The sequence below is a fragment of the Planobispora rosea genome, assembly GCF_014648175.1.
Taxonomy (GTDB): domain Bacteria; phylum Actinomycetota; class Actinomycetes; order Streptosporangiales; family Streptosporangiaceae; genus Planobispora; species Planobispora rosea.
Genome location: NZ_BMQP01000016.1, coordinates 99,480 through 123,915, shown reverse-complemented (window position 1 = coordinate 123,915; position 24,436 = coordinate 99,480). Strand labels below are relative to the sequence as shown.

Here is a 24,436-nt window from a genome sequence, read left to right as displayed (position 1 = left end):
CGCGGGGGTCATCGGGTGCCGTCCCGGTGGATGCGGCGGAAGTGCGTGTAGAGCTGCCAGCCGATGCGCGGGCGCATCCCGGTGCCGTTGCAGGCCCGGCAGGTGCGGTTCACCTCGCCGGGCGCGCACCGCGCGCACTTGCCCCAGGGGGAGGCGAGGCAGAAGCCGATGTAACAGAGAGTGACGATGGGTAGGCAGAGGACTAGCAGGACGATGGCGCTTGCCATGAGGGCCTCCAGGGCCGGTTTTCGGGGTTTTCGCAGGTCGCGCTCTAGGCGCTAGATCGCTGGTAGATCAGGAAATCGGGCTCTAGGCGGGCCTCTAGGTCTAGAGGGGGAAGCCTCTAGACCTAGAGGCAGATCGAGGCTCAGGAACCGGCGCCGGAACCCCGCTTTCCATCACGCTCCGTGATGGCGCTCAGGATGTCGTCGCGGACAATGCCGATCCGGTTGGCGCCCTTGCCGCCGCCGGGCGGGGTGCCCCAGACCTGACCCGTCTTGACGCCGTAGGGCTTGAGGGCGTTGGTGAGTTGCGCGGTCTTGGCCGGGCCTTCCTGCTGTGCCCAGGGGCCGTAGACCTCGGGCCGCAGTTCGGCCAGTCGGTCCACCACCACCTCATTCCAGATCTTGGCCTCATCGGCGGCCAGCACCGCGGCGACGTCGGCCAGCAGGTCATAGGCGGGCGCGCTGGCCGCGGGCTGCTCCCCGGCGGCGTGACCGGTCAGCCTCCCGGCGGCCTTGCGCAGCGCGTACGCCCGATCGGCGATGAGCTGCGTGGCGGTGGTGTCGAGGTAGGCGGACTTGACCACCTTGGGCATCGGGGTGGCGCCGACCAGGTAGCCGGTCCCGGCGTCACCGCCCTTGTCGGGCGGACCGGGCACGAACAGCGTGGCCCGGATGCCGTTCTTGTAGGCCGACGTGCCCAAGATCATGTCGTTTTCGACCTGACCGGCCACCCGCAGGCAGAACCGGATAGACACATTCGCGCTGATCCCGGTGGGCAGGCTGTCCTTGTCGGGGCGCTGGGTGGCCAGGATCAGCACCACCCCCAGCGCGCGCCCCAGCTTGATAATGAACTCGGCGTCCTCACCGGCCTGCTTGCCGTACTTGGGGTGGGCGAACAGGTTCTGGCACTCGTCGATGATGCACACCAGCGGGTGCAATCCCAGTGAGCGCCGATCGGCGATGGCCCGGGTTACCTTCTTGTCCGGGCACAGGTCGCTCGGCAGGCTCTTGAGCACCCCGGCACGGCGCATGACTTCCGCGCGCAGCAGGACCAGGGAGTCGGCGGCATAGCCGATGGCCTCGTCTTCGATGCCGGAGACGTAGCGGTGGCAGACCTTCTCATAGGGGTCCAGGTCGCCGGAGCCCTTCAGCTCGTGGAACCACGGCTCGGCGGTCGGATCGAGCACTACCCCAGCGGCCAGCTCCCGCACGGATGCGGTCTTGCCCTGGCCGGGCAGCGAGCCGATCAGCACGTTGTTCTCGATCAGCGGCACCGTGATCAGGCGGCCCCGCGGGTCGTTGCCGAACGGGATGCCCTTGAACACATCGTGGCTGGCGGCCTTGAGCAGGGGCGACTTGACGATGGTCTTGGACAGGTCCTTGTCACCGACCCACAGGATCAGCCGTCCCTCATGGACGGAGGAGTCGCCTTCGGGCCAGATGCAGCCCAGCGGGCGGCGCAACGACCCTGACAATCGGTCGCGCTTGTCCAGGACGTCGCCCACGGTCACGCCGTAGGGCAGATCGATGTCTGCACGCCAGCCGGGGCCGTCGCGGGTGATCGGGGCCACGAACCGGATGGCGTCGGCCGGGTTCTTGGCCAGGGCTTGGGTGATGCCGGCGATGCTCAGCGTGGACAGGGCGCGGATGACGATGTCGCTGGTCAGCTTCTCCACGCGGGTCGGAATGACCGCGCGCTCGATCAGCGGCCGGTCGGCCGGGCGGCCGACGATGCCCAGCACGGCCACGGCCGCCGCGAGCGCTGTCCATTGGGCGGCGGTGGGCGCCGACGCCACCACGAGGGAGGCGATCAGCAGTGTGACCAGCGCGGCACCGGTCACCCACACCCGCAGCCGCACCCGCGAGTCACGCTGGCGGGACAGCTTCAGGTAGGACTCGGGGTCGGCCTTGACCACGGTGGCCAGCCGGACCGGCTCGCCTTCCAGGTCGAAGGTCCAGCGCACCATGCCGTAGACCAGGCGGGCCAGGCCGCGCGGGGCGCGCAGGGTCAGCCGGGTGGCATACAGCGGGGTGCGGGCGAGCTGGTAGCCGGACACGTAGGCGGCGTACTCACCCGCCCACTTCAGCGTCTCGATCGCCTCGGCGCGCGAGCGCAGCCACAGCGGCACGATCGGGCGGCGGGTGCGGTTCTTCTCAGCCAGCTCAGTCCGCCAGTCGCGGTCCGCCTCGCCGGGCTGGTCCACCCGGATGACCTCGCCCTCCAGCACTGAGCCGTCGGCCGGAGCGTCCTGCTGCGGGGTTGCGGACGGGTAGGGGTGGCGACGGTCGCGGACGGCGGTGATGGACACCACCTCGGCGCCGGGGCCGTCACCCGGGTTCGGGACCGGCGGGTGCTCGGGCAGAACGGCCAGCTCTACGGGTGGAACAGGGTGATGGCCGTTGGTGGTGGTCGTGTGGTCGGTCATGATGAGGTCACCTCGTTGCCGTTGCTGTGGGCGGGGTTGCGGGGCGCGGCCACTGTTCTTGGCGGAGTGGGGGCCGCGTCCCGTACGGAACGGGACGGCTCGATCAGGGAGTGTCCGAGCGCGGCCAGCAGAGCGCGTACGGGCCGGGCCTGAGGGGTGCCGATGACGGTCTCGCTGATCTGCTGGGCGCGCAGGTCCGTGAGCGTTTCCGTGTGCTCCCACTCGCTGTGCTCGTCGCTCAGGGCGCAGAAGTCCGCCCACGGCATCCCGCGGTGCTGGGTGAACAGCATCCGGAAGTGGGCGTCGATGTAGGCCCTGGCCTGCTCGCGGTCGTCCTCGCTGGGCTGTCCCAGGCGGGTGGTGACGAGGTCGAAGCCGTTGCAAGTGGGGCGGAAACGATCCAGCAGGATGCGGGTGGTGGAGCCGCGCATGTCGCGGACGTTGCCGTACAGCGGGCCGTACTCGGGGTGTTCGGCGGCCAGCATCAGGCGCCTGTGCACCTCGGAGGAGTTGGTCAGGGTGGTGCACACGGCGCGCTCGCCGTCGATGGACTCCACCCGCAGCGTGCGCATGCCGTCGATGTCGCGGCGGTCACGCCAGACGCTTCCGGGGGTGACGGGGTGGGTGGGCGGGATCTTCCGTGTCATCGGCTCTCTCCTTCGGTCAGGGCGTCGCGCACCGCGCGGGCGGCGTCCATGGCGCATCGCAGGGTCCGCTGAATCCGGCGGGCGCTCGGGGCGGCGGGCAGCTCGCCGTTGTCGATCAGTCGCCGCGCTCTGTCGGTCAGGGTGGCGATGTCGGCCCCCTGCGGGCCGGTGTTCGCCCTGTACGTAAGGCCAGTAAGGGGGCCGTGGTCCAGGCCGGTGAACGCAGCCAGGATGATCGGCAGGGCGGTGACGATGGCCACCGCGACGATCGGCCCCAGGACGTGCAGCACCAGCCGGGAGAAGGAGAACTCCTCCGCCACGAGCGGCAGGTACGGCCAGGCGTTCATGCCGACCGTCAGGGCCAGGAACAGCCATTCGATGCGGATCAGGGCGGGGGCGGTGATGGGCTGGTTGCGGGTGGCGGTGTAGGCGCGGGCACCGACGACGACCAGCAGGGCCAGCGACAGGAACGGCTCGACCAGCCAGGCGAAGATCCAGGCCGGGGACCAGGCCGGGGCGTCGTCGGCGGCGAACGCCTGCACGCCCGCGGTGGACCAGGCCAGGGCGAGGGTCAGTGAGATCAGGGCCATGGTGACCAGCAGGCGCCGCATGCGGGCGGCCTGCCAGGCGCGCATGGCCGGGTCCTGAGCCAGCGCGTGCAGCCGGGCGGCCTCGTGGGCGGCCTTGCGGCGCTTGCGGACCTTGGGCGTGTCCAGCGTCAGTGGCGTGTCGTCGTCCTGGAGGTCGGCTAGGGCGTGTGCTTCGGCCACTTCGGCGCGGAGCTGCCGGACCCGCCGGGTCTCGCTGGGAATGGCCGGCGGGCGCGATGCCGGACGGGAGGCCTGTTCGGCGAGGTGGCGTTCCAGTGCGACCAGGCCGCGTGAGACGTCGTCGGGGGTGGGTTCCGGGGTCGGGGTGGTCACGCTCATGCGTGGGTTCTCCTTGCGGTGTTCGGTGTGCGGGGGTGGGTGAGGCGGTGCAGCCGGGCAGCGGTGGTCGGGTGGCTGCCGGTCAGCCAGCCGATGCGGGCATACCAGCGGGGTTCGTCGGCCAGGTGCGCGCTGAGCGTGGCGGCGACGATGGCGGCGCCGGGCTGGCCGATGCGATCCAGCAGCACGGCGGCGTAGGCGTCGGCGGCGTACTCGGCGCGGCGTTGCATCCAGGCCGACGTCAGGTAGGCGGTGATGGCGACGACGGCCAGGGCCAGGGTCAGGGCGCCGGGCAGGTGCGCGGCCCAGGCCAGCGCCGCCCCGATGGCCGAGCAGGTGCTCAGCCGATCCAAGAGCGGGACGGCCGGGTCGGTGGAGTGGCCGAGCGCGTGGTGGGCGATCTCGTGGGCGATGGTGCCATGCAGCGCGTCCGATCCGGCGGTGGCCAGCAGGGCGGTGCCGATGCCGACCAGCGGCGCCGGGGTGCAGCGCCGCGTCTCGGCGCAGGCGTTGTCGTCCAGCTCGGGGCTGAGGTAGACCAGCAGGCCGGGCAGTGCCGCGGCGGTGCGTAGGGTGTCGGCCAGGGCTGCCAGGCTCGCCGGGGTGGGAGTGCTCATGCCGTCCACCCCCGGCTCCAGCAGGACGGGCAGGCGGGCCGGTCGCACCAGTTGGCCGGGCAAGCCGACCAGGCGCGGGCAACGGTGCTGGTGCGCTGACCGCGCAGGGCAGCGGTGGCGATGAGGCCGCGGGCGCGTGCCCAGATGAGCAGGTCGTTCAGGTGCACCCGCAGCGCGAGGGACAGACAGGTCATGCCGCCCACCTCCGTCCCAGGACGGCGGGGTGAGGACCAGTCCAGGCCCGGCGCAGCCGGTTCACGGCGGCGATATCGGGCAGGTCCTTGGGACGGCGAGCGACTTGCTTCCAGGCCAGCACATCGCCCAGGCGCATGAAGGGCAGGCCGTCGATGAGGTCGGCGGAGGTGATCAGGCGGGTGGTGTCCCAGCCGGGGGTCCAGCGGTCCACGAACTCGATCGCCGCGTGCGGGTGGTGAATGACCAGGCCGTGGCCGGACAGGGCCGGGCGCGGGGCATCCAGGGTAGTGACGATGTCCCAGGCGGGGCCGGTGGCCAGCACATCCAGGTCCCCCAGGCGGGCGCGCAGGCCGCGGATGTACAGCGCGGCCGATCCACAGATGACGTAGAAGCCGCGGGGCAGGCGCAGGGCGGCCAGGGTGGCGAACAGTCCGGCCGGGTCGGTCAGCAGCACCCGCGGCGTACGGCTGACGTCGGGGGTGGTGGGGAGCAGGGCGAGGCTCACCGGTGGGCTCCCTTCGGCAGAACGGGCTTGGTGATGTCGCGGTGCTCAGCGATGGCGCCGATGTCGAGGTCATCCAGCACGGCGGCCAGGGCTTCGGCCAGGGCGACCGAGCGGTGCCGTCCGCCTGCGCAGCCGATGGCGATGCGCACCGGCTGGCCGGTGGGGGTCTCGGGCAGCAGGCCGAGTGCCAGGGCGGTCAGGAAGCGCACGATGTCGGTGGCGCCGGGGGTGGTCATGACGTGCTCGTGTACGGCCTCCTCCAGGCCGGTGCGATAGCGCATAGCCGGGTCGTGGTGCGGGTTGCGCAGCGCGGTGCGCACATCAAAGGTGAGATCGGCCGGGGGCGGGGTGCCGTGGCCGTAGCCGAAGGAGATGACGGCGACTCTCGGCATCGGCAGGTCGAGGAAGTCCCGCAGCAGGGCAGTGTGGGCGGCGAAGACGGTCCTGCCGTAGATCGCCTCCAGGTCGGCGGTCAGGACGGCGTAGTCGTCGGCGCGTACCCAGGCGGCGCGGGCGGCGTCGTCGGCTCCGGTCACGGTGGGCAGGTCGGCGTGGTCCATGGTTCCCAGGTGGCAGTGGGCGGGCACGGTGACCATCCATGCCTCATCGGAAGCGCGGGGGTCGGGCACGTAGCGGGCCGGGAGTGGCTGCCAGGGCGCGTCGTCTCCCAGGTGCAGGCCGGTCTCTTCGGCCAGCTCGCGCACCGCGGCCTGAGCCGGGCTCTCACCGGGGTCCACGGTGCCGCCGGGCAGTGCCCAGCCGTGGCCGTCATCGCGCTCGACCATGACCAGCCAGCGGCGGCCGGTCGGGTCGGTGGCGGTCACGACGGCGTCGGCACACAGCGCTTCGCCCCAGTGGCCCAGTTCGCCTCTGCCATAGCGGATGCCGGTGGGCGCGTACGGGTTGACCGGCCGGCCGTCCACCACGGCGAACGGGATGACGGCGGCGGCCTGCCGGGCAGTCCAGTCGAGGCGGGCCGGGTCGGTTTCCGGGTCGGCCCAGCCGTCGCGGACGCCGATGGTCAGCACGTCGGGGTGGGTGTAGGTGCGGGTGGTGGTGTTCATCTCATCTCCGTCTCGACAGGTCACAGGTGCGGCGGGGCCGCGGTGGGCAGGAAGGTGGGCCATCACGCCGTCTCCCTTCGCGCGTGCTGGGTGAGCAGGTGGGCGGCGAAGTAGCGCACGACGTCGGTGAGGATGGGCGCCCGCAGCGTGCCCAGCCACCAGTCCGGCGTGGTGTCCTCCGACATCCGCATGGCCTGCCGCAGGTCGGCGAAGGTGCCGGTGCGGATGCGGGTTGGCGTGCCGTAGGCGGTCACCAACGTGGCGGTCAGGTCGTCGCGGTCGTGACAACCCCGGATGTCCAGGAAGCAGCCGGCCGGGGTGATGACGCCGACATGGGTCCACTCCCAGGCACCTTCGCGCCACCGCTCGACCAGGCCGTACGGCCAGCCGGTGGCCTCGTTCATGGCGGCGGCCAGCAGCCAGCAGTAGCCCCAGGCGAAGAACTCGTCAGCGTCGTCGTTGATCACGCCGGGGTAGAGCACCAGGCGGGTCAGACCGCGCTGGTTGGTGGGCTGAGAGGGGCAAAACTCCACGCCGACCTGGTCGAAGGGTCGCCCGGCGGCGGCCTCCTCCAGGTGGGGATAGGTGGATCTGTCGGGATGGTCGGGGGTGGTCGGGAGGGTCAGGATCAAGGCGCTCATGGTGGGCGGGTCTCCGATCAGATGGTGATGATCAGGGCGGCGATGAACAGCCAGCCGATGTGCCAGGACTGGTCCAGGGCGTAGGCGCCGGTGCCCAGGTGGGGGGCGTCGTCGCGGCCGGGGCGCGGGCTGCCCAGCTCGTAGAAACCGCGCTTGCCGATCGCGTCGGCCAGGGCGGCGAGAGTGACGCGCCGATCGGCCCAGTAGTGCGATGCGGCGTCCACCGCCAGCCCGACCAGCAGAGCCAGCGGGTGCAGCGTCAGGCCGACCATCAGGGCGAGCGCGGCCAGCGCGGCGGCCTTGGTGGCAGTGAGGGTGACCACGTGCTTCAGGCAGGCGATTCGCCCGGCGGTGGTGGGCGCGGCCTTGGCGCACGCCTGGTGGTGGGTCTGCACCCAGTGATCGCCCACGTTGTGGGCGGCGAACAGGGCGGCGAAGGCGGCCAGGTCGGTGGTCATCGTCATGGGGATCACCTCGGAAGTCAGCAGGAACGGGAGCGGGCCAGGCGGCGGCACATCCGGCAGGCGCCGATGCAGCGGCCCCCGTGGATGGGGCAGCGCTGGATCTGGCGGGCGGTGCTACGGCAGCGGCGGCAACTGATCGCGCTGTTGGAGCGGGTGCCGCAGTCCAGGCAGGAGAAGCGGGCCATCACGCCACCTCGCGGGCGCTGGCGGTGGCCATGGTGCGGATCTCGTCGGCCGTGTGACCGGCCCACACCCCGACCGCGGGGCGAATGGCCAGGGCATAAGCCAGGCACGCGGTGCGCGCCGGGCACCCGGCGCAGATCTCCTTGGCCACCGCCTCACGGGCCTCCCGGACCTCGTCGGGCTCGACCTCATCGGGGCCGGTGAACAGCTCCGCGTCGGTGGTGTCACAGGCCGGGCCGGCATCGATCAGCACGTTCCGCAGCTCGGCGAGGTCGGCGGCCCCGCGCCGGGGCAGGTGGTAGCGCTCGGGACGGACCTTGCCCCCACCGACGGCGGGGAGAAGCGGGACGGTCTTCATGAGACGGGTCATGACGGTGAACTCCTTTCTGCGGTCGGGTCAGCCGAGGTTGCTGGCGAAGGTGCCGATGGCGTCGGCCAGGGCGATCAGGCCGTTCAGGGCACTGGTGGCGAAGTGCGCGGCCTTCTCGGGCTGGCGGACGATGAAGATCAGCGCCAGGACCAGGAGCAGGGTCGGGAGGAAGCGGCCGGTCTTCGTCGGGGTGGGAAGCATCGAACAGGTCCCTTCAGGAAGTCGTTGTCACATCCGGCGGGGATCAGCGCACAGGCTCCTGACCTGCACGGACCCCCTGGGGAGCGGGTTACAGGTTCAGCGTATACGTAACTTCGTATACGCACAAGCCCTTGGTATACGATGCTGCGTATACGCTGTAGGCGTCACCGAAGAAGCAGCTGAAGGGATTGATCCTCAAGTGCCAGAACCGGCCTACGTCCGTGTCGCAGGTGAGTACGCCCGGCGCATTCGCGCGGGGGAGCTTCCGGCCGGCGTGCAACTACCGAGCTACGCCGAGATCGCCCAGCAGAACGGCGTATCGGACATCGTGGTTCGAAAGGCGATCGAACTGCTCCAGAGTCAGGGGCTCGTTCGATCCGTACGGAGGAGGGGAATCTTCGTCGCCGACCGGCCCAACCTCGTTCGGGTTTCTCCCGAACGCCAACTGGAATCCGCCGAGCGCACGTTCCAGAACGAAACCGATCGAGACATCCGAGTAGAACGCGAGACTGAGCAGATCCCCGCTACCAGCGAACTTGCGGAGGCTCTGGGCCTCACGGAGGGCGAGCTAATCACCCACGTCATCACCCGGGCCAGCGAGGATGGTCGGCCGATCTCGATCTCGGACACCTACCACCCGGTGGATGTTGCCGATGTATCGGGGGCCGACTTCCTGGAAGAGACCGTCTCGGACCAGCTACCGACATCGCTGCATGCCGAGTGGTTGCGTACGACCCCCGGCGATCTCGTCAAGACGGTCCAGCAGCGGTTTCTCTCCGCCGATGATCGGATCATCATGATCTCGAATGTCTCGTACCCGAGAGATCGCTACGACGCCTTCGTGTTCCGCATGGCCCTCAAGTAGGGGAGAAAGCAAAAGGGGGCGCCGACCAGGTCGGCGCCCCCTTTCTTCTGTATCCTCACTTCCGCACCCAGCCCTGAGCGACATCTGCCTCTGTCCACCACGAAACAAAGTGTGGATCTACGGAGTCCAACCTCCAGCGGGCTGTCAGGGCGTCAAAGAAGGCGTCGTTGCCGGTCTTGCCTCCCTTGGACTCTCCGATGTAGATGAGTCGTCTTCCCCCGGACTCCTCGAAGGATGTCAGTGCCTCAGATGACATCGTGTCCCCCCAGCCGGGCGGCCAGCAAAGAAACAGCACGTGGTCGGCTACCTGAGCGCGAGTCGCGAAGCCGTGAAGATCATTGACAGGGTGCCATACGTCTGCCTGCCCAGTTGCCCCAGGGAAGGACGTGTTCTTGGTCTTGTCCGGCGGCTCCACGTCATATGCCTCAACGACCAGCCCTGAACGCGACAACTGTGCTGCCCAGTAGCCCCGGCCGGCCCCCAGCTCCACGATCGGGAGATCGGCACAGAAACGGGATATCCACTCGATGGTCTGCGGGGAAGGTATCGCGTAGGCGTATGTCGCCTGCAAGACCATCTGCGCAAAGGCGAGTCGCGCGCTTCCTTCCGCTCTGCCACCGTTCACTACGCGGCGGCCCTCGTGCTCGAACACGAACGGCTCAACGATGTCCCAGTAGGGGTTGGAACTCACATCGCTTCCGCCGGTCATGAAGTGCACGAGCCGCAGATCGAACGCCGCGTCGGTGTTGGCGTCGCCTGTCCCTGGCAGCCTCGTCGCCATATCCAGGTACTCGGCGACCTTGGGATACTCGGACTGAAGCCGCTGCTCATCGTTCAGCAGCGCAGTGAGTTCGTCCCATCGTGCTGATGTCATAGCCAGCTGAGCCATGCAGACGAGTTTCCCGCACTGACCTCGCCTGTGCCACGCTTCCTGACGCATCGGAAGTCGATCCTCGGCTACGGCGGTAGGTGTCCCCGCTGTCCCCCGAGTCCCCGCTTAGGCCCTGAACTGGGAAAACAATGGTCCGAGTCAGGGGACACCTGGGGACACCTGTCCCCGTCGGCCAGGATGGCTGAAACACGATCGTGTTTCAGCGTCTCTCGCCATCACTGCTGGCCCATCCGAATGGCACAGGGAAGCAGCGCGGCGCTGTGAGGCCGGCAGAGAGCCGTTCTCGCAAGGGGAGGGAGGAAGGGGTACTCCCCGTCGTCTCCGACCACGGAGGGGCATTCAGAGCCTCGGCTCCGTCTCAGTTTCCGTCTCAGTTCACCGCCGTACACGGCCGTTCACCGGGGTACGGCCCTGCCCGTGACCTCGTGCCTGATACCCCCGTGACCCCCGGCGAACAGAGATCCACGGACTTGGAAATCGTGTTGGGGGCAACCCCTCAGGAGTTCAAATCTCCTATCCTCCGCCAGCTCAGAGGGGCCGGCCCGCGCATGCGGACCGGCCCCTCTGGCGTTGTCGCCTCAGTACGGCTCCGTCTCGGCACGCCGAGGAGGCCGGGAGCCGCCGGACTCAGTCGTCCGAGCGGAGCTCCAGGACCCGGGCGTGCAGGACCGAGCGCTGGTGCAGCGCGGAGCGCAGGGCCCGATGCAGGCCGTCCTCCAGATACAGCTCGCCGCGCCACTGCACCACGTGCGGGAAGAGATCGCCGTAGAACGTGGAGTCCTTGGCGAGCAGGGAATGCAGGTCGAGCACCGCTTTCGTGGTGACCAAAGCGTCGAGCCGGACCTGGCGCGGCGGTATCTGGGCCCACTCGCGGTTCGAGAGACCGTGGTCGGGGTACGGCCGTCCATCGCCGATCAGCTTGAAGATCACCCATATATTTTAGGAGAGAATCGGGTTCTTTGCCCGCCCCCGTCTTCTCGCGCCACGCGGAACCAGCGCGAAACCCGTACGGGAACGGGCAGAGAAGGCTCCCGATGTTTTTCTCAGATCCCGCCGGAGAAGGTGTCGCAGCGCCGCGGGTCACCGGTCTCGTAACCGGTGGAGAACCACTTGACGCGCTGTTCGGAGGTTCCGTGGGTGAACCCCTCCGGGTCGACCCGGCCCTGGGCGCGCTTCTGGATGTTGTCGTCGCCCACCGCGGCGGCGGCGCTCAGCGCCTGCTCGATGTCGGACTGGGTGAACGGCTTCTCGAACAGCCCGGTCTCGTAGGCGTTCTTGGCCCACGCGCCCGCGTAGCAGTCCGCCTGCAGCTCCACCCGGACCGCCCCGCTCTCCGGCCCCTGCCGGTCGTTCTGCGACCGGCTCAGGACGCCGGTCAGGTTCTGCACGTGGTGGCCGTACTCATGCCCGATCACATAAGCCTGGGCGAACGGCCCGCCCTCCGCGCCGAAGCGGCTCTGCAACTGGTCGAAGAAACTCAGGTCGAGGTAGACCCGCTGGTCGTTCGGGCAGTAGAACGGCCCCACCGAGGAGTCGGCGGCCCCGCAACCGGTGTTCACCGCGCCGGAGAACAGCACGGTCTTCGCCGGCTGGTATCCCTCGACGGCGTTGGGCCAGTACTCCTGGATGCTGTTGACCACGCCGACCACCCGGCACTCCTCGTTCTGGTCGGCGTCCTCACCGGTCTTGCACTGGGCCCCCAGGTTCGAGCTGGGACCGACCGGTGCGGGGTCGCCGCCGGTGATGTCGCCGGGGTTGATTCCGAATACCAGCGCCACGATGAGCGCGATGATCCCCGCCGCACCCCCGCCGACCGCGAGTCCGCCCCGGGGGAAGCCGCCCCGGCCGCCGCTCTCGACCTGCGAGGTGTCCAGCTGGACATCGTCCCTGAAGTCCATTGCCGACGTCCCTTCCATCCGTCCGGGACATCCCCTGCCCCCAGAAGCGCCCGGCATTCCGCCGCCGATCCCGCCCCCGGGCGGGAGGATCCCTTCCTCGGAGGCACCCGGTTCCCCGCCGGGAACGGCATGCCCCGCCGACGACGACCATCGTCACTTTGAGTGATTCCTCCAGCTCGTTTGGGTATACCCGGGGTGTCCAGAGGCGATCGCTCTTCTCCGCGGGGTACGGCGCCGGCCGGCGGGAGCCGTACCCCCGCCCCGGCCGGGGCGTGGTCACTCCAGGAGAGTCATGACCGACGACACCAGACGAGCCATCCGTACGGCCCTGCAGACCGCCATCGGCGTCTCCGCGGCGCTCCCCCTGATCGTGGACGCGGCGGACGTCCCCGAGGCGCTGCCCGGCGTGGCGACCGCCCTCGCCGTCGCCGGAGCCTTCGCCCGGGTGATGGCGATCCCGGCCGTCCAGGCGCTCCTGCCCCGCTGGCTCCGCACCGGCGAGGCCCCCCGGAAGTAGCCGCGGGCCCCGGTCCGCCGTACGGTGCGTCCAGGCGGAACACCGCGCACCGCCGGGGAGACGGACCGTCGGGGAGGCGAATGGACCAGGCCGAGGCGAGGCGGCGGTTCGCCCTGTCGCGGGTCGCGCGGCTGGCCACCGCGGACCGCCGCGGCATCCCCCACCTGGTCCCCGTCACCTACGCCGTCGAGGGGGACACGATCGTCTTCGCCGTCGACCACAAGCCCAAGCGCACCACGGACCTGCGCCGCCTGCGCAACATCGCCGAGAACGACCGCGTCTGCCTCCTGGCGGACCACTACGCCGACGACTGGTCCCGGCTGTGGTGGGTGCGGGCGGACGGCAGGGCGGCGGTCACGGAGGATCCCGCCGCCCGCGCTCACGCCCTCACCCTCCTGGCCGCGCGTTATCCCCAGTACCGCGACCGCCCGCCCGAGGGCCCCGTCGTCGCCGTCACGGTGGAGTCATGGCGCGGCTGGTCCTACACGGAGGAGTGAGCCTCCACCTGAAACCTCGAACGCGATGAGCCACACCGTCACGACCTCGGCATGCGAAGGGCCTCTGATCTGATGTTTCAGATCAGAGGCCCTCGGTGATGGCGGTGGTGGTGGGATGTGAACCCACCCGCTCAACAGCACGCCGCGGGTCCAGTCCGAACGCGGCCGCGGGGCCCGGTGGGACAGGTGCAGCATCCCGGACATGGGGTCCTCGGCGAAGCCCAGCCGCTGGGGGACGGCCTCGCCGGAGTAGACCAGCACGTAGGGGACGGGGATCTCTGGACTGATCATGCGTGCTCCGCTTCGGCGAGCTGGCGGCACAACTCGCCCGCGTTCGGGTCGTGCAGCGTGCGTGCGCAGCTGCACTCGGCTCCGGTACAGGAGCACCGCTGGGTGGGGTGCCAGGTGCCGTGGGCGTGCCAGATCGTCCAGGACGGCCAGCGCCGTCCTGGGTGATGCGGTCGACGGCTAAAACGGAACTGCCGGGGCGGATCTTCAACGCGGTCGCCTCGTCATCGGTGGCCGCGCGGGCCACCGATGACGCCGTACTCGCTTCCAACCCGGCCTGACCCGTCCCACGGTTTCTTCCGGTCTCCAATGCTGGTTCGAAGTTCCCCTGGCGTATTCCGGAAGGCCCTAACCATGCTTTCAAATGGACCCTAACTCAATTGAGAAAACTGCAATTCGCTTGCAATCCTCGATTTCGGCAGTGCACATGCGAAGGGGGCGCCATGAACACCGCCTTCCACATGCCTCTTTACACATTTTTGCTGAACGAGTCTTGCCTAGATTTTGACAGTAGATTATCTTCTTCTTGTCTGGCCTAGATTATCCACTTCTTGTCTGGCCTAGATCATCCAGGTCGGCAGGGAAGGTCGAGGTGGCACACAAGAATCCAGGCGGGTCCTTAGGCTTCACATGCATATCGAAATAGGGAAGCTATGCGGGGTAAGGGGAAGAAGCGTGCGCGAGTACGCTTTCGGGGAACTGGAACTGCATTCGGCAGGTCAATCGGCTTCTCATGTTTAGTCGCGGCCTTTTTTGTTTCAGGGTGTAGCGGCGAAAGTCCAGTTGATCATCTAAGCAAGGCCGGTTTACTCGAGGAGCTTCAAAGGAATCCAGGTGTCCCGTTTGCGCTACCGCGCACACTGCCTCCCGGATATAGAATCACTTCAGCTGAGTCAATCGTAAAGGATATGCGAAAAGGTGGTCGCGTCACCGTCCGCCAAATTCACTTTCAATCCAGTGCCACAGCAGGCGGGAACTCTCTGGTTGACGTGTGCATAGAGGAGCCGAAAAAGCCGGACCAGTGCGGCCAGCCCAATAGCGACGCCAGTTTTATGAGGGAGTCGAAGGACGCCCGTGTAGTTGTCAATCTGTACGACGCGGGGTCACAGGGCGCGACTTCCTGGCGTGTCGCGGACTTTACGACAGAGTTGTCTGAAGTGACGTGGCTGAATTAGCAACGGATGTACATCACACCTCTTCGAGCTGTTTCGTCATTCCATGAAAAAACTTGTCGCAGTTCCGTGGCAAGAACTCAATGGAAGGATTGTTTGCATGCACAAGACTCGAACATTATTAGCGGCTCTCTTACTGGGCGCAGCCACAGCCGGGGCGGGCGTTGGAGCGCCTGCTGCAGCTGCACGAGTGCTGGCTGGCCCACAGGACAAGGGGCCGCTCCTTGGGGAGATTAACTTCGACAGTAACCAGATCAACACGATGGTTCGGGCCTCGCGGGAGAAGGACCGCAAGGCGCGCGCTCGCGGCCTCTCTCAAGCCGAGATAGACAGCCGCCAGTCGAAGCGCAGCAAGTTCATTCGTGAAACCGCAGCCACCATGGGGAAAACCTATACGCCTTCAGAGGTCGACCTGCTCGAACTGGGTCCGGACCTCCGGATGTACGCTCCTCGCGATGTCGAGATTAAGAAGATCAGCATCAAGGCCTACAAGGATGGTTACGAGGCATACGTTGAGGACTCCCCGTACGTGCCCGCCAACGAGCAGGATCTCCTTGCGGAAGGGGACGCTTCTGTAGCAGCGGAACCCTACCCTCTTAGGACCGCCTCCGGGAATTTTCGACTGGAGGTAGTCGACAAGACCCTCATGAACGCCACCTGGGAGCGATGGGTGGTTAAAAACGATGGCAACGGCAACTACAACTACTACGCGACCAAGCGACGGGGCTACGTAGAGCCGCTAGACACCTGGACGTCCCTGATTCAATCGATGTACATGTCCAGCTATCCAGGCTCGGGCTATTCTAGTGTCTTCCTCTGGAACGACGAGAACGTTCCCGGCGGAAGCTATGAGAACTGCGGCGCGGGATACAACCTCGGAGTAGCGGCCGGACCCATCGCAGTGTTCAGCATTGCCATTCCTGGCAGCTGCACCTACGTAAACGTCACACATCCCGACCCAGGCCGATACGCCATGTCATATGAACCGGACGGCGGCGCCCAATCCGACACTGGAGCTGCCGAATACGGGCAGTCCGTCGTCGTTCCTCAGGGCGCAGAAGTGCGGTGGGGGTACACCCAGCAAGTGGTATCGTACACGCCAGGCGCTGGAAACACGATCTGTAAGTCCTCGGGACAACCGGCCGACGGCGGGGGCGGGTCCAAGAAGTGCCCTTGGAACTAATGGAAGTGGACGCGATTCAACGGTGGGAAATTCACCTGAGAATTCGACGTAACCAAAGAGTGGAACCCAAGCGTTCCTGGATGGCGGGACGATCGCCCTGGACGCTGGTTCGCTCAGGGCACACGGTGCATAGATAACAAACGCGGCCCCTCATGATCGTTGGTGTCTGGTCAGTCGATCGAGAACAGGGGCCGCGTTCGCGTGCCAGCGATTCCCGGTCGATGTGCTCTCTCGCCACGCCGCAGTGCCTGGCCGGTGGAGGGCTTTTGGATGTTCGACGACGCCGAGGTGACGGTCGAGCTGGTGTCCGGGCACCTGACCATCACCCAGCCAAGGGAGATCGCCATGTACGCCGCAGCGTTCGCCGGGCTGGCCGATCTCGCGGTGTACGGCGAAGCTGCCCGCGTGCTGATCACCGCGGCGATTGCCGCGCTGGACACCTGAGTCAGTCCAGGCCGAACGGGGCCGATCTCGAGGAGGCTCTCAGCCAGATCCGGGACCAGCCGTTGGAGTGCAGGATGCCTCCCTTCGGAGCGGTGAAGATCAGCTCCTGGTCGGGCACGTCCTTCGTGCGGCGCTTGAGCATGAGCACAACGCTGTCGGCCATGCGGATCGTGCGCAGCGCCGCGTCGCTCTTGCCGTACGGGACGATGTAGAGCCGTCGCGGCTCACCGTCCTCCTTCACCGCCCGTGCCACGGTGAGCCGTCGCCGCTTGAGGTCGATGTCACACGGCCGCAGGGCTGTGATCTCGCCGTAGCGCAGGCCGGTGCCCATGGCCAGCGTGATGACGTCTCCGGCGAGCTGGGACACCTCGTACCCGAGGGCGATCCATTCGGCGATTTTCTCTCCGGTGGGCACCTGGTCCATGGTCACGGTCCGGGAGGGCTTGGCGGGGAGCTGGACTCCGATGGACGGGGAGACGTCCAGGAGGCCCCTACGGGCCGCGCAGGAGAGCGCCGGGGCAATGGACCCCGCCGTGGAGGTTGTGGACCGTCTTGGGCGCGGCGGCCGCGAGCTCCAGCCCCCGCCACCGCTTCGGGTAGCCCTCGGGACGGCGCTCCCCCGCGGCTTCGACGAGGGCCTTGAAGCGCTTGGCGATCCGGAGGCTGTCGCAGGTTTCGCTGTCGCGGCCGCCGCCACGGGCGCCGCCGATGACCCAGGAGACGCGGTAGGTCGTGCGTCCGCCTGCGCCGGTTCTCTTCTCGATCGATGCCATGTCTGCCTTCCCGGTTCGGAAGGTGAGCACCACCGCCACCGGGGACCGCTTTTCAAGATCGGGAACGGGGCCGTTCCCCCATGGTTCCCCCATGATCTTGATACGCGAAGGGCCTCCAACCTGATCACACAGGTCAGAGGCCCTTTTCAGCGGCGGTGGTGGTGGGATTTGAACCCACGGATGAGTTGCCCCATCACACGCTTTCGAGGCGTGCGCCCTCGGCCACTAGGCGACACCACCGCCGAGCAGCTTACCGGATAACCGCTATTGCTCGCTCAACCGGCGGGCGGCGAAGAACGCGGTGAGGACCCCGGCGCACTCGTCGGCCAGCACGCCCATGACGACCTCCGGGCGGTGGTTGAGCCGGCGGTCCCTGATCACGTCCCAGAGCGAGCCCGCCGCGCCGCCCTTGGCGTCCACGGCGCCGTAGACGACCCGGTCGACCCGGGCCAGCACGGCCGCCCCCGCGCACATCGTGCAGGGTTCCAGGGTGACCACCAGCGTGCAGCCGCCCAGCCGCCATTCCCCGCGTCCCCGTGCCGCCTCGCGCAGGGCCAGCACCTCGGCGTGCGCGGTGGGGTCGCGCAGGGACTCGCGGTCGTTGCCCGCCCGCGCCAGGACCTCGCCTCCGGGCCCGAGGACGACCGCGCCGACCGGCACCTCACCGCGCTCCCCGGCCCGTACGGCCTGCGCCAGGGCGAGCCGCATCGCGGCGACGTAGCCGGGATCCGCCGCGGCGGAAGCGGGGAGGGAAACGTGATCCGTCAAAGGCGGTCCGTCAGACGTGGTCATCGGATTTGGTCATCGGGTGTGACCGGAGGCGGCCCGTCAGGCACGGTCCGTCAGCGGAGCCGGTCGAGTTCGTCGGCGAAGCCCAGCCGCTCGGCGACCACCGAGAGGGTGTCCGCGGGGAGCGCGCCCTCCTCCATGCTGAGCTCGATCAGCTCCTCGGGGCTCAGTCCCAGGTCGCTCAGGAGCTCGAAGTCGCCCGCGGGCCGTACGCCCAGCTCGGGCGCGTCGCTGCCCGGCGCCACCCCGGCCAGCTCTCCGAAGAGCGCGCCGAGGTCGTCGGTGAGCGCGGCCTGGGCGTCGGACAGGAAGGCCCGGGGCTCCGCGTCGCCTTCGTAGCGGACGAGCGCGAACCACTCGTCCTCCACCTCGACGCAGAGCAGCGCCAGCTCGTCCCCGGTGAGCCCGAGGTTCTCCTGGACCGTGTCGCCGAGGTCGTCGACGATCTCGGCTTCGGTGAGGTCGGCCTCGGCGCCGTTCCAGCCTTTCGGGGTGCGGACGAAGGCCGCCGAGAAGATGCTGCTGCCGGATGGTCTGGAGGGCATGGCCGATCTCCTGAGGTCAGCCGAACACGGAGTCGATGGCGCGCTCGAACGGCTCGGAGAATCCCAGCCGGGCGGCGATGCTGGACAGCACGTCCTCGGGAAGCAGGTCGATGTCCCCGGAGAGGACACCGAGCTCCATCTCGTCGAGCCCCAGGTCGGTGAAGATCGACAGGTCTCCCGCGGGGAGCGCCGTCTCCTCGTCCTGGAGGATCGCCTCGAGCTCTTCCTCGTCGGGCACCGGGACGTCGAGGTATTCCAGCACCTGCCGCGCGAGGGGGAAGTCCCACGACGCGGCGATGTCGGAGAGGAAGACCTCGACACGTTCACCGAACACCCGTAGCGCCACGAAGAACTCATCCCCCACAGCGACCAGGCCAATCGTGCCGCTCATGCTCGGCTGCTGGCGCAGGGCGTGGATCAGCCCGTGGAGATCGGAGGTGAGCGCCACGGGAAGCATCTCCGCTTCCCAGCGGTCATCCTCGCGATAGACCACGATGGCGAAGTCGAGCACATCTTCGTCAGTCATCGTCATCCCCACCGAGCGGCCTGGTACGGAGGCCAATGCTTCCAGAACCGGGCTGCGGCCGTACGCCGTCCGTCCAAATTGTGATCAGATCTCCCCCGTGGGCGTGTCACATGTAGTCCGTTATCCCCTCAGCGGCCATGGAGGATACCGTTTATCCCCATGGAGACCCTGGTCGTTGACCACCCGCTCGTGGCACACAAGCTGACCGTCCTACGGGACGCGAACACCGACTCGCCGACCTTCCGGCGGCTGGCCGACGAGCTCGTGACGCTGCTCGCCTACGAGGCGACCCGGCAGGTCCGGGTGAGCGAGGTGACGGTGCAGACCCCCGTCGCCCCGGCCCGGGGCGTACGGCTGGCGCACCCTCACCCCCTGGTGGTGCCGATCCTCCGCGCCGGTCTCGGCATGCTGGACGGGATGACCCGGCTGCTGCCGACCGCCGAGGTGGGCTTCCTCGGGATGATCCGCAACGAGTCGACCCTCATGGCCGAGACCTACGCCACCCGGCTCCCCGACGACCTGTCCGGGCGCCAGGTCTACGTGGTCGACCCGATGCTGGCCACCGGCGGCACGCTGGCCGCGGCGATCGAGTTCCTCTTCGAGCGCGGTGCCGACGACGTGACCGCCCTGTGCCTGCTGGCCGCACCCGAGGGCATCGCCCATCTGGACCAGACGTTCGCCGGGAGCGGCAAGCCGATCCGCCTGGTGACCGCCGCCCTCGACGAGCGGCTCAACGAGCACGGCTACATCGTCCCCGGCCTGGGAGACGCCGGAGACCGCCTCTACGGCGTCGCCTGATCCGGACCTTCCGGCTCCCCGCTCCCGCACCTCCCCGCCTCCTCGCCCCCGGCGTTCCCGGCCTTCCTGAGCCGCCCGGTTCATCGGTCACTCTCCGGCACCGCCGGGCTGCCCCGAATCAATCACTTACGCAGTGGCCCGTCCGATTCGTCCCGCCGGTCGGACGGCCATTCGCCCCGATCCATCGTTACAATCTGCTGTTACATGGGTACGAAGAGTGCCGAAGCATCTCTTCCGCGCCCTCGATCCCGATGGTCGTGGACGCATCTCAGGGAGAACAGTGAGCGAGCGAAACATCCCGGCCCCGGATCCGGATCCGTACGCGGAGGTCAGCGCCACCCTGCGGGAGGAGTTCTCCGCGATCCATCCGGCCGCCACCGTGACCCGCTGCATCGACGCGGCGCACTACGGTGCTCTGGAGATCACCGGATACGCCCATCCCGGGCTGGTCGAGCGGATCGCCCGCAAACATCTTCAGGTGCTCGCGCTGGTCGCGAGCGGTCGCGAGTAACCCCCGCACCACCGGTCCTCCCAGGTCTTCCGACCGGTACCAGACCTGATGGGCCGATGCGCTTTACCCCGCGAGGGGCGTGGGTAATGTATACGTCGGGTGCAGTGGGTGAGTGGTGGCTGGAGGCCGCAGTGCAGGTCAAGAAGGTTCTGAAGTACGGCGCCATCGCCTTCGCCGCATTCTTCCTGCTGAAACGGCCGGATGACGCGGCAGGCGCGGTAAGGGGCGCCCTCGACTCGGTGTTCGACGCGGCCGACTCTCTGGCCCAGTTCGTGTCCCATCTGTCATGAGACTCGTGACCCATGGGGATTCCGCCCCATCGTCGGTCAACCGCTACCTCCTCCCCCACGAACACCAGGTCATCATGGTGCGGCGTCACCCGGCCGTACTGCTCCGTCCCGTCGCGGAGGTCTTCGGCGGTCTCATCATCGCCGGACTGCTCAGCACATGGCTCAGCAGCCAGGGCGCCGGCGGCGGTCTTGTCGTCGTCTGGTGGGCCTGGCTCCTGCTGCTGATCCGCTTTGTGTGGAAGGTCGCGGAATGGTCCGTTGACTACTTCGTAGTAACTTCCAAGCGCATGCTGCTCACCACGGGCCTCATCACGCGCAAGGTCGCGATGATGCCGCTCACAAAGGTGACCGACATGAGCTTCCAGCGCTCTCTTCTCGGCCGGATGCTGGGATACGGGGAGTTCATCCTGGAGTCGGCGGGTCAGGACCAGGCGTTGTCGACCGTCACATACATCCCGTATCCGGAGACCCTCTACCTCGAGGTCTGCCAGATGCTATTCCCCAACGCAAACGACTCGGATGATTAATCCCATCCGCCTGCCATGACCTCTGCCATGGCGCCCGCTATGGCGGAGCGGCAGGGAAGGGTGCGGCCGATGATTGTTCCGGGGGGTTACCTTATTCGACTTCTTCATGCAATCATGGCGGAAACATTGACCATCCCCCGCCCTGAGAGATCAGATGCCGAGTCAGGGAACCATCGGTGACCGTGTCCGCGGGTTGCGGCTGAGCAGGCGCATGTCTCAGGCGCAGCTGGCCGGGCCGGACCTTTCCGACAGCTACGTCTCCCTCATCGAGTCGGGCAAGCGCACGCCCACGCCTGTGGTCGCCCGGCTGCTCGCCGAGCGGCTGGGATGCACCACCGAGTTCCTGCTGCACGGCATCGAGCCGCGCCAGCGCATCGACACGGAGCTCGGCCTGCGCCACGCGGAGCTGGAGCTGCACCACGGCGATCCGGCCGTGGCGGCCGACCGCTTCGGCGAGATCGTCAAGGTCACCGGCGAGGAGAACGCCATGCTGGCCGCCCACGCGCGGTTCGGCAGGGCCCACGCCCTGGAGTCCCAGGGCCTGATCGCCCTCGCGGTGGAGGCGTTCGAGAGGCTGCGCCGCGAGGCCGCGGCCCACCCGGAGCGCCTGGCGATCCTGCCGCTGACGGTCGCTCTCAGCCGGTGCTACCGCCGCGGCGGCGACAGCCTGCGCGCCCGTGATCTGGCGACCGCCGCCCTGGCCCAGGCCGTCCGGCTCTCCCTCGTCCAGGGTGAGCTCGCCGCGGATCTGGCTCTGTGCCTGCTGGAGACCGTCACCCCGGGCGATCTGCGCTCCCCGGCCATGGCATACGTCCACAAGGTCATCCTGGCCAACGGCGTGCCGGCCGCGACCGGCCGGGACGACGAGGTCCACGCTCTCTGGCAGGCGAGCGTCACCGCCGCCGACAGCGAGGACTCGGCGCTGGCCGTCCACCTCGCCGACGAGGCGATCGCGACCGGCCGCCCCAGCCGGATGTCGGTCAAGTTCGCCCGGATCGCGATGGAATGGGCGCACCTGATGGCGACCTCCGAGGAGGAGTCGCTCGAAGAGTCCCAGGCGCTCGCCACCGCCGCGAGCGAGGTCTTTGCATCGTTCCCGCGCCACGTCCACGACCACGCCAGGAGCCTGGTGGTCCTCGCCCGGCTGAGCCTGCGCCGTGGCGACCTGGAAGGTGCCGACCGCCTGGCCGGTTCCGTTCTCACCCCGGTCTCGGACCGTTCCAGCATCGTCGCCGCCACCGCACGGCTGGTGCTGGCGGAGGTCGCGCTCGCGCGCGGGGAGAGGCCCGTCTCCGTTCTCGACGACGCCCGGGAGTCCCTCGTCGGCGCGTCCGCCGACGGCACCCTCGCGCGCGAATCCGCGCAGGCCTGGCGCCGGCTCGGTGACCTCTACGGTCACGCGGGTGTGCGAGGAGAGCAGACGAGCGCGTATCGTAAGGCGTTGGAGGCGGTCGGTGTCCGCGGCGCGCTGGTAGGCATGATCGTTGATTCGGCCCTGGTCCGGTAAGACGTTCCTTGCCGCTGGCGTCCCAGATTTGGTTTTATGCCTCTGGAATAATTAGGGTCTATCAGTCATTGACTCATAGGATGATTGGTTCCCCAGAGGAGGCGGACTGTGAGTCTGCGTACGGCGCAGCGAGCGTCCCTCGTCGACCAGGTGATTGATCAGCTCAAAGAGCAGATCACGTCGAACTCCTGGCAGATGAACGCGAAGATCCCCACCGAGACCGTGCTCGCCGAGCAGCTGGGGGTCGGACGCAACACCGTCCGCGAGGCCGTACGGGCGCTCACCCACGCGGGCTTGCTGGAATGCCGCCAAGGTGACGGCACCTACGTGCGGGCCACGAGCGAGCTGTCCGGGGCCATGCTGCGGCGGCTGCGTGCCGCCGAGCAGCTGGAGATCCTGGAGGTACGGCGGGCACTGGAGGTGGAGGCCGCACGGCTGGCCGCCACCCGGCGCACCAACGAGGACATCACCGCCATCGAGGCCGCCCTGGCCGAGCGGGAGAGGGCGTGGGAGCTCGGCGAGCCCAACACGTTCGTCGAGGCCGACCTGGCCTTCCACATCGCGGTCGTCCGGGCCACCCACAACCGTGTCCTGATCGACCTCTACGAGGACTTCTCCGCCGCGCTGCGGGCCAGCATCACCGCCGCCGGCACCTCGCTCAACAGCAGCTACATCCCCCACGACGCGATCGCCCGGGCCATCGCCGCCGGTGACGCGACCGCGGCCGAGCGGGCCGGCCACGCCTGCATGGAGCACATCCTCATCTCGCTGACCGAGGCGCAGGAGATCTCCTCCTGACGGACGGCCGGGACCTGTCGTCCCGGCCGCCGTTCGGACCCCCGCCCGTCAGGTGTGGCGCAGTGACATGACCAGGTAGCGGAAGGCGGGCTCGGCGTCCCCGGGGACCTCGGCGATGAGCGCGGGACGGGTCGGGGACTCCATGTTGATCCGGACCAGCTCGGTGTGGACCCCGGACAGGCCGTCCAGCAGGAACTGGGACTGGAAGGCGATGCGGATGTCATCGCCGGACAGCTCGGCGTCCACCGCCTCGGTGCCCCGGCCGAAGTCGCCGCCCCCCGCCTGGACGACCACCTGTCCCCGGGTGAACGACAAGCTGATCGCCGTGTTGCTCCCGGCGACCAGCGCCACCCGCTTGATCGCCTCGACGAACGGGGCCACCGGCAGATCGGCCCGGATGGACCAGTCGTCGGTCAGCCGCGAGCGATAGTCGATGAACTGCTCGTCCAGCAGGCGGACCGTGGTGCTCCGGCCCACGCTCTCGAACCCGGCGATGCCCTCGCCCAGAGCCACCGCCACCTCGCCTCCGCGCAGCGACCGGGCCACCTCGACGAGAACGCGCGCGGGCACCATGGCGGCCGCCGCGGCGTCGGGCTGCTCGGGACGCCAGTCGAACTCCCTGGCGGCGATGCGGTAGCGGTCGGTCGCGGCCATCGTCATGTTCTCACCGGCGGCGTCGATCCTGACGGCGGTCAGCATGGGCAGCGCCTCGTCACGGCTGGCCGCCGGGGCGACCTGGCCGACCGCGGTCGCGAAGACCCCGCCGCCGACGGCCCCGATCCTGGGGGGCATCTCCGGCAGCATCGGGAAGTCCTCCACCGGCATGGTCAGCAGGCCGAACTCGGCGCTCCCGCAGGTCAGCACCGCCTCCGCCCCGCCGGTGACGACCTCCACCGGCTCTCCGGGCAGACTGCGCGTGATCTCCGCGAGGATCCGGCCCGGGATCAGCACCCGGCCGGGCTCCGCCACGTCGGCCTCCACCGTCGCACGGGCCGAGACGTCGTAGTCGAAGGCCGACAGAACGAGGTCGTCACCCGCCTCAAGGAGCAGGCCGGACAGGACCGGGACGGCCGGCCGGCTGGGCAGCACCCGCGCGGCCCACGCCACAGCCTCGGCCAGGACATCACGGTTAACCCGGAACTTCACCTCG

Annotated in this window: 33 protein-coding genes and 1 tRNA gene; 11 read left to right on the top strand and 23 right to left on the bottom strand. The window is 68.4% G+C overall.

What is annotated here, in order from left to right; translation table 11 throughout:
• Positions 1 to 8 precede the first annotated feature (8 nt).
• From IEZ08_RS17990 to IEZ08_RS17930, 13 genes are all read right to left on the bottom strand, one after another.
• Positions 9 to 227 carry a hypothetical protein gene (locus tag IEZ08_RS17990; RefSeq protein WP_189242528.1) on the bottom strand — a complete coding sequence of 73 codons (219 nt, stop codon included), beginning with the start codon at positions 225 to 227 and terminating at the stop codon, positions 9 to 11.
• 140 nt (positions 228 to 367) lie between these two features.
• Positions 368 to 2,650, bottom strand: coding sequence for a P-loop NTPase family protein (locus IEZ08_RS17985; protein WP_189242527.1), 2,283 nt, complete (start codon positions 2,648 to 2,650; stop codon positions 368 to 370).
• Positions 2,647 to 3,297, bottom strand: coding sequence for a hypothetical protein (locus IEZ08_RS17980; protein WP_189242526.1), 651 nt, complete (start codon positions 3,295 to 3,297; stop codon positions 2,647 to 2,649). Before IEZ08_RS17980 ends, IEZ08_RS17985 begins: the two co-directional genes overlap by 4 nt.
• Entirely contained in the window at positions 3,294 to 4,226 is a 933-nt protein-coding gene (locus tag IEZ08_RS17975; protein ID WP_189242525.1) for a conjugal transfer protein TraI, read from the bottom strand. The genes IEZ08_RS17980 and IEZ08_RS17975 overlap by 4 nt, the downstream gene beginning before the upstream one ends.
• Positions 4,223 to 4,843 carry a M48 family metalloprotease gene (locus tag IEZ08_RS17970; protein WP_189242524.1) on the bottom strand — a complete coding sequence of 207 codons (621 nt, stop codon included), beginning with the start codon at positions 4,841 to 4,843 and terminating at the stop codon, positions 4,223 to 4,225. Before IEZ08_RS17970 ends, IEZ08_RS17975 begins: the two co-directional genes overlap by 4 nt.
• Positions 4,840 to 5,037, bottom strand: coding sequence for a hypothetical protein (locus tag IEZ08_RS17965; RefSeq protein WP_189242523.1), 198 nt, complete (start codon positions 5,035 to 5,037; stop codon positions 4,840 to 4,842). Before IEZ08_RS17965 ends, IEZ08_RS17970 begins: the two co-directional genes overlap by 4 nt.
• A complete protein-coding gene (locus IEZ08_RS17960; protein ID WP_189242522.1) occupies positions 5,034 to 5,543 on the bottom strand; it encodes a hypothetical protein in 510 nt (169 codons plus the stop codon). Before IEZ08_RS17960 ends, IEZ08_RS17965 begins: the two co-directional genes overlap by 4 nt.
• Positions 5,540 to 6,607 (bottom strand): RapZ C-terminal domain-containing protein, encoded by a 1,068-nt coding sequence (locus IEZ08_RS17955; RefSeq protein ID WP_189242521.1) that lies wholly within the window; start codon positions 6,605 to 6,607, stop codon positions 5,540 to 5,542. The genes IEZ08_RS17960 and IEZ08_RS17955 overlap by 4 nt, the downstream gene beginning before the upstream one ends.
• A 62-nt stretch (positions 6,608 to 6,669) precedes the next feature.
• On the bottom strand, positions 6,670 to 7,248 hold the full coding sequence (locus tag IEZ08_RS17950) for a hypothetical protein (RefSeq protein WP_189242520.1): 579 nt from the start codon (positions 7,246 to 7,248) through the stop codon (positions 6,670 to 6,672).
• Positions 7,249 to 7,265: 17 nt separating this feature from the next.
• The gene (locus IEZ08_RS17945) at positions 7,266 to 7,712 is read right to left on the bottom strand and encodes a DUF3307 domain-containing protein (protein WP_203863156.1); all 447 of its coding nucleotides are present in this window, start codon (positions 7,710 to 7,712) and stop codon (positions 7,266 to 7,268) included.
• A gap of 17 nt (positions 7,713 to 7,729) precedes the next feature.
• On the bottom strand, positions 7,730 to 7,897 hold the full coding sequence (locus IEZ08_RS17940) for a hypothetical protein (RefSeq protein ID WP_189242519.1): 168 nt from the start codon (positions 7,895 to 7,897) through the stop codon (positions 7,730 to 7,732).
• On the bottom strand, positions 7,897 to 8,265 hold the full coding sequence (locus IEZ08_RS17935; protein ID WP_189242518.1) for a WhiB family transcriptional regulator: 369 nt from the start codon (positions 8,263 to 8,265) through the stop codon (positions 7,897 to 7,899). The genes IEZ08_RS17940 and IEZ08_RS17935 overlap by 1 nt, the downstream gene beginning before the upstream one ends.
• A gap of 27 nt (positions 8,266 to 8,292) precedes the next feature.
• Positions 8,293 to 8,466 (bottom strand): hypothetical protein, encoded by a 174-nt coding sequence (locus IEZ08_RS17930; protein WP_189242517.1) that lies wholly within the window; start codon positions 8,464 to 8,466, stop codon positions 8,293 to 8,295.
• Positions 8,467 to 8,665: 199 nt separating this feature from the next.
• Between IEZ08_RS17930 and IEZ08_RS17925 the strand changes: the two genes are divergently transcribed.
• Positions 8,666 to 9,331, top strand: coding sequence for a GntR family transcriptional regulator (locus tag IEZ08_RS17925; RefSeq protein ID WP_189242516.1), 666 nt, complete (start codon positions 8,666 to 8,668; stop codon positions 9,329 to 9,331).
• Positions 9,332 to 9,386: 55 nt separating this feature from the next.
• On the opposite strand, the gene IEZ08_RS17920 is transcribed toward IEZ08_RS17925, so the two are convergent.
• The 3 genes from IEZ08_RS17920 to ypfJ all read right to left on the bottom strand — a co-directional run bounded on the left by IEZ08_RS17920 (position 9,387) and on the right by ypfJ (position 12,121).
• Positions 9,387 to 10,220: a hypothetical protein gene (locus tag IEZ08_RS17920; RefSeq protein ID WP_189242515.1), complete on the bottom strand. Its 834-nt coding sequence runs from the start codon at positions 10,218 to 10,220 to the stop codon at positions 9,387 to 9,389.
• A gap of 630 nt (positions 10,221 to 10,850) precedes the next feature.
• A complete protein-coding gene (locus IEZ08_RS17915; RefSeq protein ID WP_068928210.1) occupies positions 10,851 to 11,153 on the bottom strand; it encodes a type II toxin-antitoxin system VapB family antitoxin in 303 nt (100 codons plus the stop codon).
• A gap of 113 nt (positions 11,154 to 11,266) precedes the next feature.
• Positions 11,267 to 12,121, bottom strand: coding sequence for a KPN_02809 family neutral zinc metallopeptidase (gene ypfJ, locus IEZ08_RS17910; protein ID WP_068928211.1), 855 nt, complete (start codon positions 12,119 to 12,121; stop codon positions 11,267 to 11,269).
• A 292-nt stretch (positions 12,122 to 12,413) separates the two neighbouring features.
• Between ypfJ and IEZ08_RS17905 the strand changes: the two genes are divergently transcribed.
• The 4 genes from IEZ08_RS17905 (at position 12,414) to IEZ08_RS17890 (ending at position 16,222) form a co-directional block, all read left to right on the top strand.
• Entirely contained in the window at positions 12,414 to 12,638 is a 225-nt protein-coding gene (locus IEZ08_RS17905) for a hypothetical protein (protein WP_068928212.1), read from the top strand.
• A gap of 80 nt (positions 12,639 to 12,718) precedes the next feature.
• On the top strand, positions 12,719 to 13,135 hold the full coding sequence (locus IEZ08_RS17900; RefSeq protein WP_068928213.1) for a TIGR03668 family PPOX class F420-dependent oxidoreductase: 417 nt from the start codon (positions 12,719 to 12,721) through the stop codon (positions 13,133 to 13,135).
• 1,560 nt (positions 13,136 to 14,695) lie between these two features.
• Positions 14,696 to 15,778, top strand: a complete 1,083-nt coding sequence (locus IEZ08_RS17895; protein WP_141704325.1) for a hypothetical protein — start codon at positions 14,696 to 14,698, stop codon at positions 15,776 to 15,778.
• 270 nt (positions 15,779 to 16,048) lie between these two features.
• Positions 16,049 to 16,222 carry a hypothetical protein gene (locus tag IEZ08_RS17890; RefSeq protein ID WP_176728645.1) on the top strand — a complete coding sequence of 58 codons (174 nt, stop codon included), beginning with the start codon at positions 16,049 to 16,051 and terminating at the stop codon, positions 16,220 to 16,222.
• A 1-nt stretch (position 16,223) separates the two neighbouring features.
• On the opposite strand, the gene IEZ08_RS17885 is transcribed toward IEZ08_RS17890, so the two are convergent.
• The 6 genes from IEZ08_RS17885 to IEZ08_RS17860 all read right to left on the bottom strand — a co-directional run bounded on the left by IEZ08_RS17885 (position 16,224) and on the right by IEZ08_RS17860 (position 18,855).
• Positions 16,224 to 16,637 (bottom strand): tyrosine-type recombinase/integrase, encoded by a 414-nt coding sequence (locus IEZ08_RS17885; protein WP_189242514.1) that lies wholly within the window; start codon positions 16,635 to 16,637, stop codon positions 16,224 to 16,226.
• A 76-nt stretch (positions 16,638 to 16,713) separates the two neighbouring features.
• Positions 16,714 to 16,995 (bottom strand): hypothetical protein, encoded by a 282-nt coding sequence (locus IEZ08_RS17880; RefSeq protein ID WP_141704327.1) that lies wholly within the window; start codon positions 16,993 to 16,995, stop codon positions 16,714 to 16,716.
• A gap of 153 nt (positions 16,996 to 17,148) precedes the next feature.
• A tRNA-Ser gene (locus IEZ08_RS17875) sits at positions 17,149 to 17,235 on the bottom strand.
• 24 nt (positions 17,236 to 17,259) lie between these two features.
• Positions 17,260 to 17,703: a tRNA adenosine(34) deaminase TadA gene (gene tadA, locus IEZ08_RS17870; protein ID WP_068929307.1), complete on the bottom strand. Its 444-nt coding sequence runs from the start codon at positions 17,701 to 17,703 to the stop codon at positions 17,260 to 17,262.
• A 134-nt stretch (positions 17,704 to 17,837) separates the two neighbouring features.
• Positions 17,838 to 18,329 (bottom strand): tRNA adenosine deaminase-associated protein, encoded by a 492-nt coding sequence (locus IEZ08_RS17865; protein ID WP_068928216.1) that lies wholly within the window; start codon positions 18,327 to 18,329, stop codon positions 17,838 to 17,840.
• A 16-nt stretch (positions 18,330 to 18,345) separates the two neighbouring features.
• Positions 18,346 to 18,855, bottom strand: coding sequence for a tRNA adenosine deaminase-associated protein (locus IEZ08_RS17860; protein WP_373294358.1), 510 nt, complete (start codon positions 18,853 to 18,855; stop codon positions 18,346 to 18,348).
• A gap of 159 nt (positions 18,856 to 19,014) precedes the next feature.
• Between IEZ08_RS17860 and upp the strand changes: the two genes are divergently transcribed.
• The 6 genes from upp to IEZ08_RS17830 all read left to right on the top strand — a co-directional run bounded on the left by upp (position 19,015) and on the right by IEZ08_RS17830 (position 23,286).
• Positions 19,015 to 19,653, top strand: coding sequence for a uracil phosphoribosyltransferase (upp, locus tag IEZ08_RS17855; RefSeq protein WP_068928218.1), 639 nt, complete (start codon positions 19,015 to 19,017; stop codon positions 19,651 to 19,653).
• 280 nt (positions 19,654 to 19,933) lie between these two features.
• A complete protein-coding gene (locus IEZ08_RS17850) occupies positions 19,934 to 20,164 on the top strand; it encodes a hypothetical protein (RefSeq protein ID WP_068928219.1) in 231 nt (76 codons plus the stop codon).
• A 131-nt stretch (positions 20,165 to 20,295) separates the two neighbouring features.
• Positions 20,296 to 20,454, top strand: coding sequence for a hypothetical protein (locus IEZ08_RS17845; RefSeq protein ID WP_176728647.1), 159 nt, complete (start codon positions 20,296 to 20,298; stop codon positions 20,452 to 20,454).
• Entirely contained in the window at positions 20,451 to 20,981 is a 531-nt protein-coding gene (locus IEZ08_RS17840; RefSeq protein ID WP_068928220.1) for a PH domain-containing protein, read from the top strand. The genes IEZ08_RS17845 and IEZ08_RS17840 overlap by 4 nt, the downstream gene beginning before the upstream one ends.
• Positions 20,982 to 21,135: 154 nt before the next feature.
• Positions 21,136 to 22,488: a helix-turn-helix domain-containing protein gene (locus IEZ08_RS17835; protein WP_189242513.1), complete on the top strand. Its 1,353-nt coding sequence runs from the start codon at positions 21,136 to 21,138 to the stop codon at positions 22,486 to 22,488.
• 108 nt (positions 22,489 to 22,596) lie between these two features.
• Entirely contained in the window at positions 22,597 to 23,286 is a 690-nt protein-coding gene (locus IEZ08_RS17830) for a FadR/GntR family transcriptional regulator (RefSeq protein ID WP_068928222.1), read from the top strand.
• Positions 23,287 to 23,334: 48 nt separating this feature from the next.
• Here the strand turns inward: IEZ08_RS17830 and dnaN are convergent, their stop codons facing one another.
• Positions 23,335 to 24,432 (bottom strand): DNA polymerase III subunit beta, encoded by a 1,098-nt coding sequence (gene dnaN / locus IEZ08_RS17825; protein WP_189242512.1) that lies wholly within the window; start codon positions 24,430 to 24,432, stop codon positions 23,335 to 23,337.
• Positions 24,433 to 24,436: the final 4 nt, after the last annotated feature.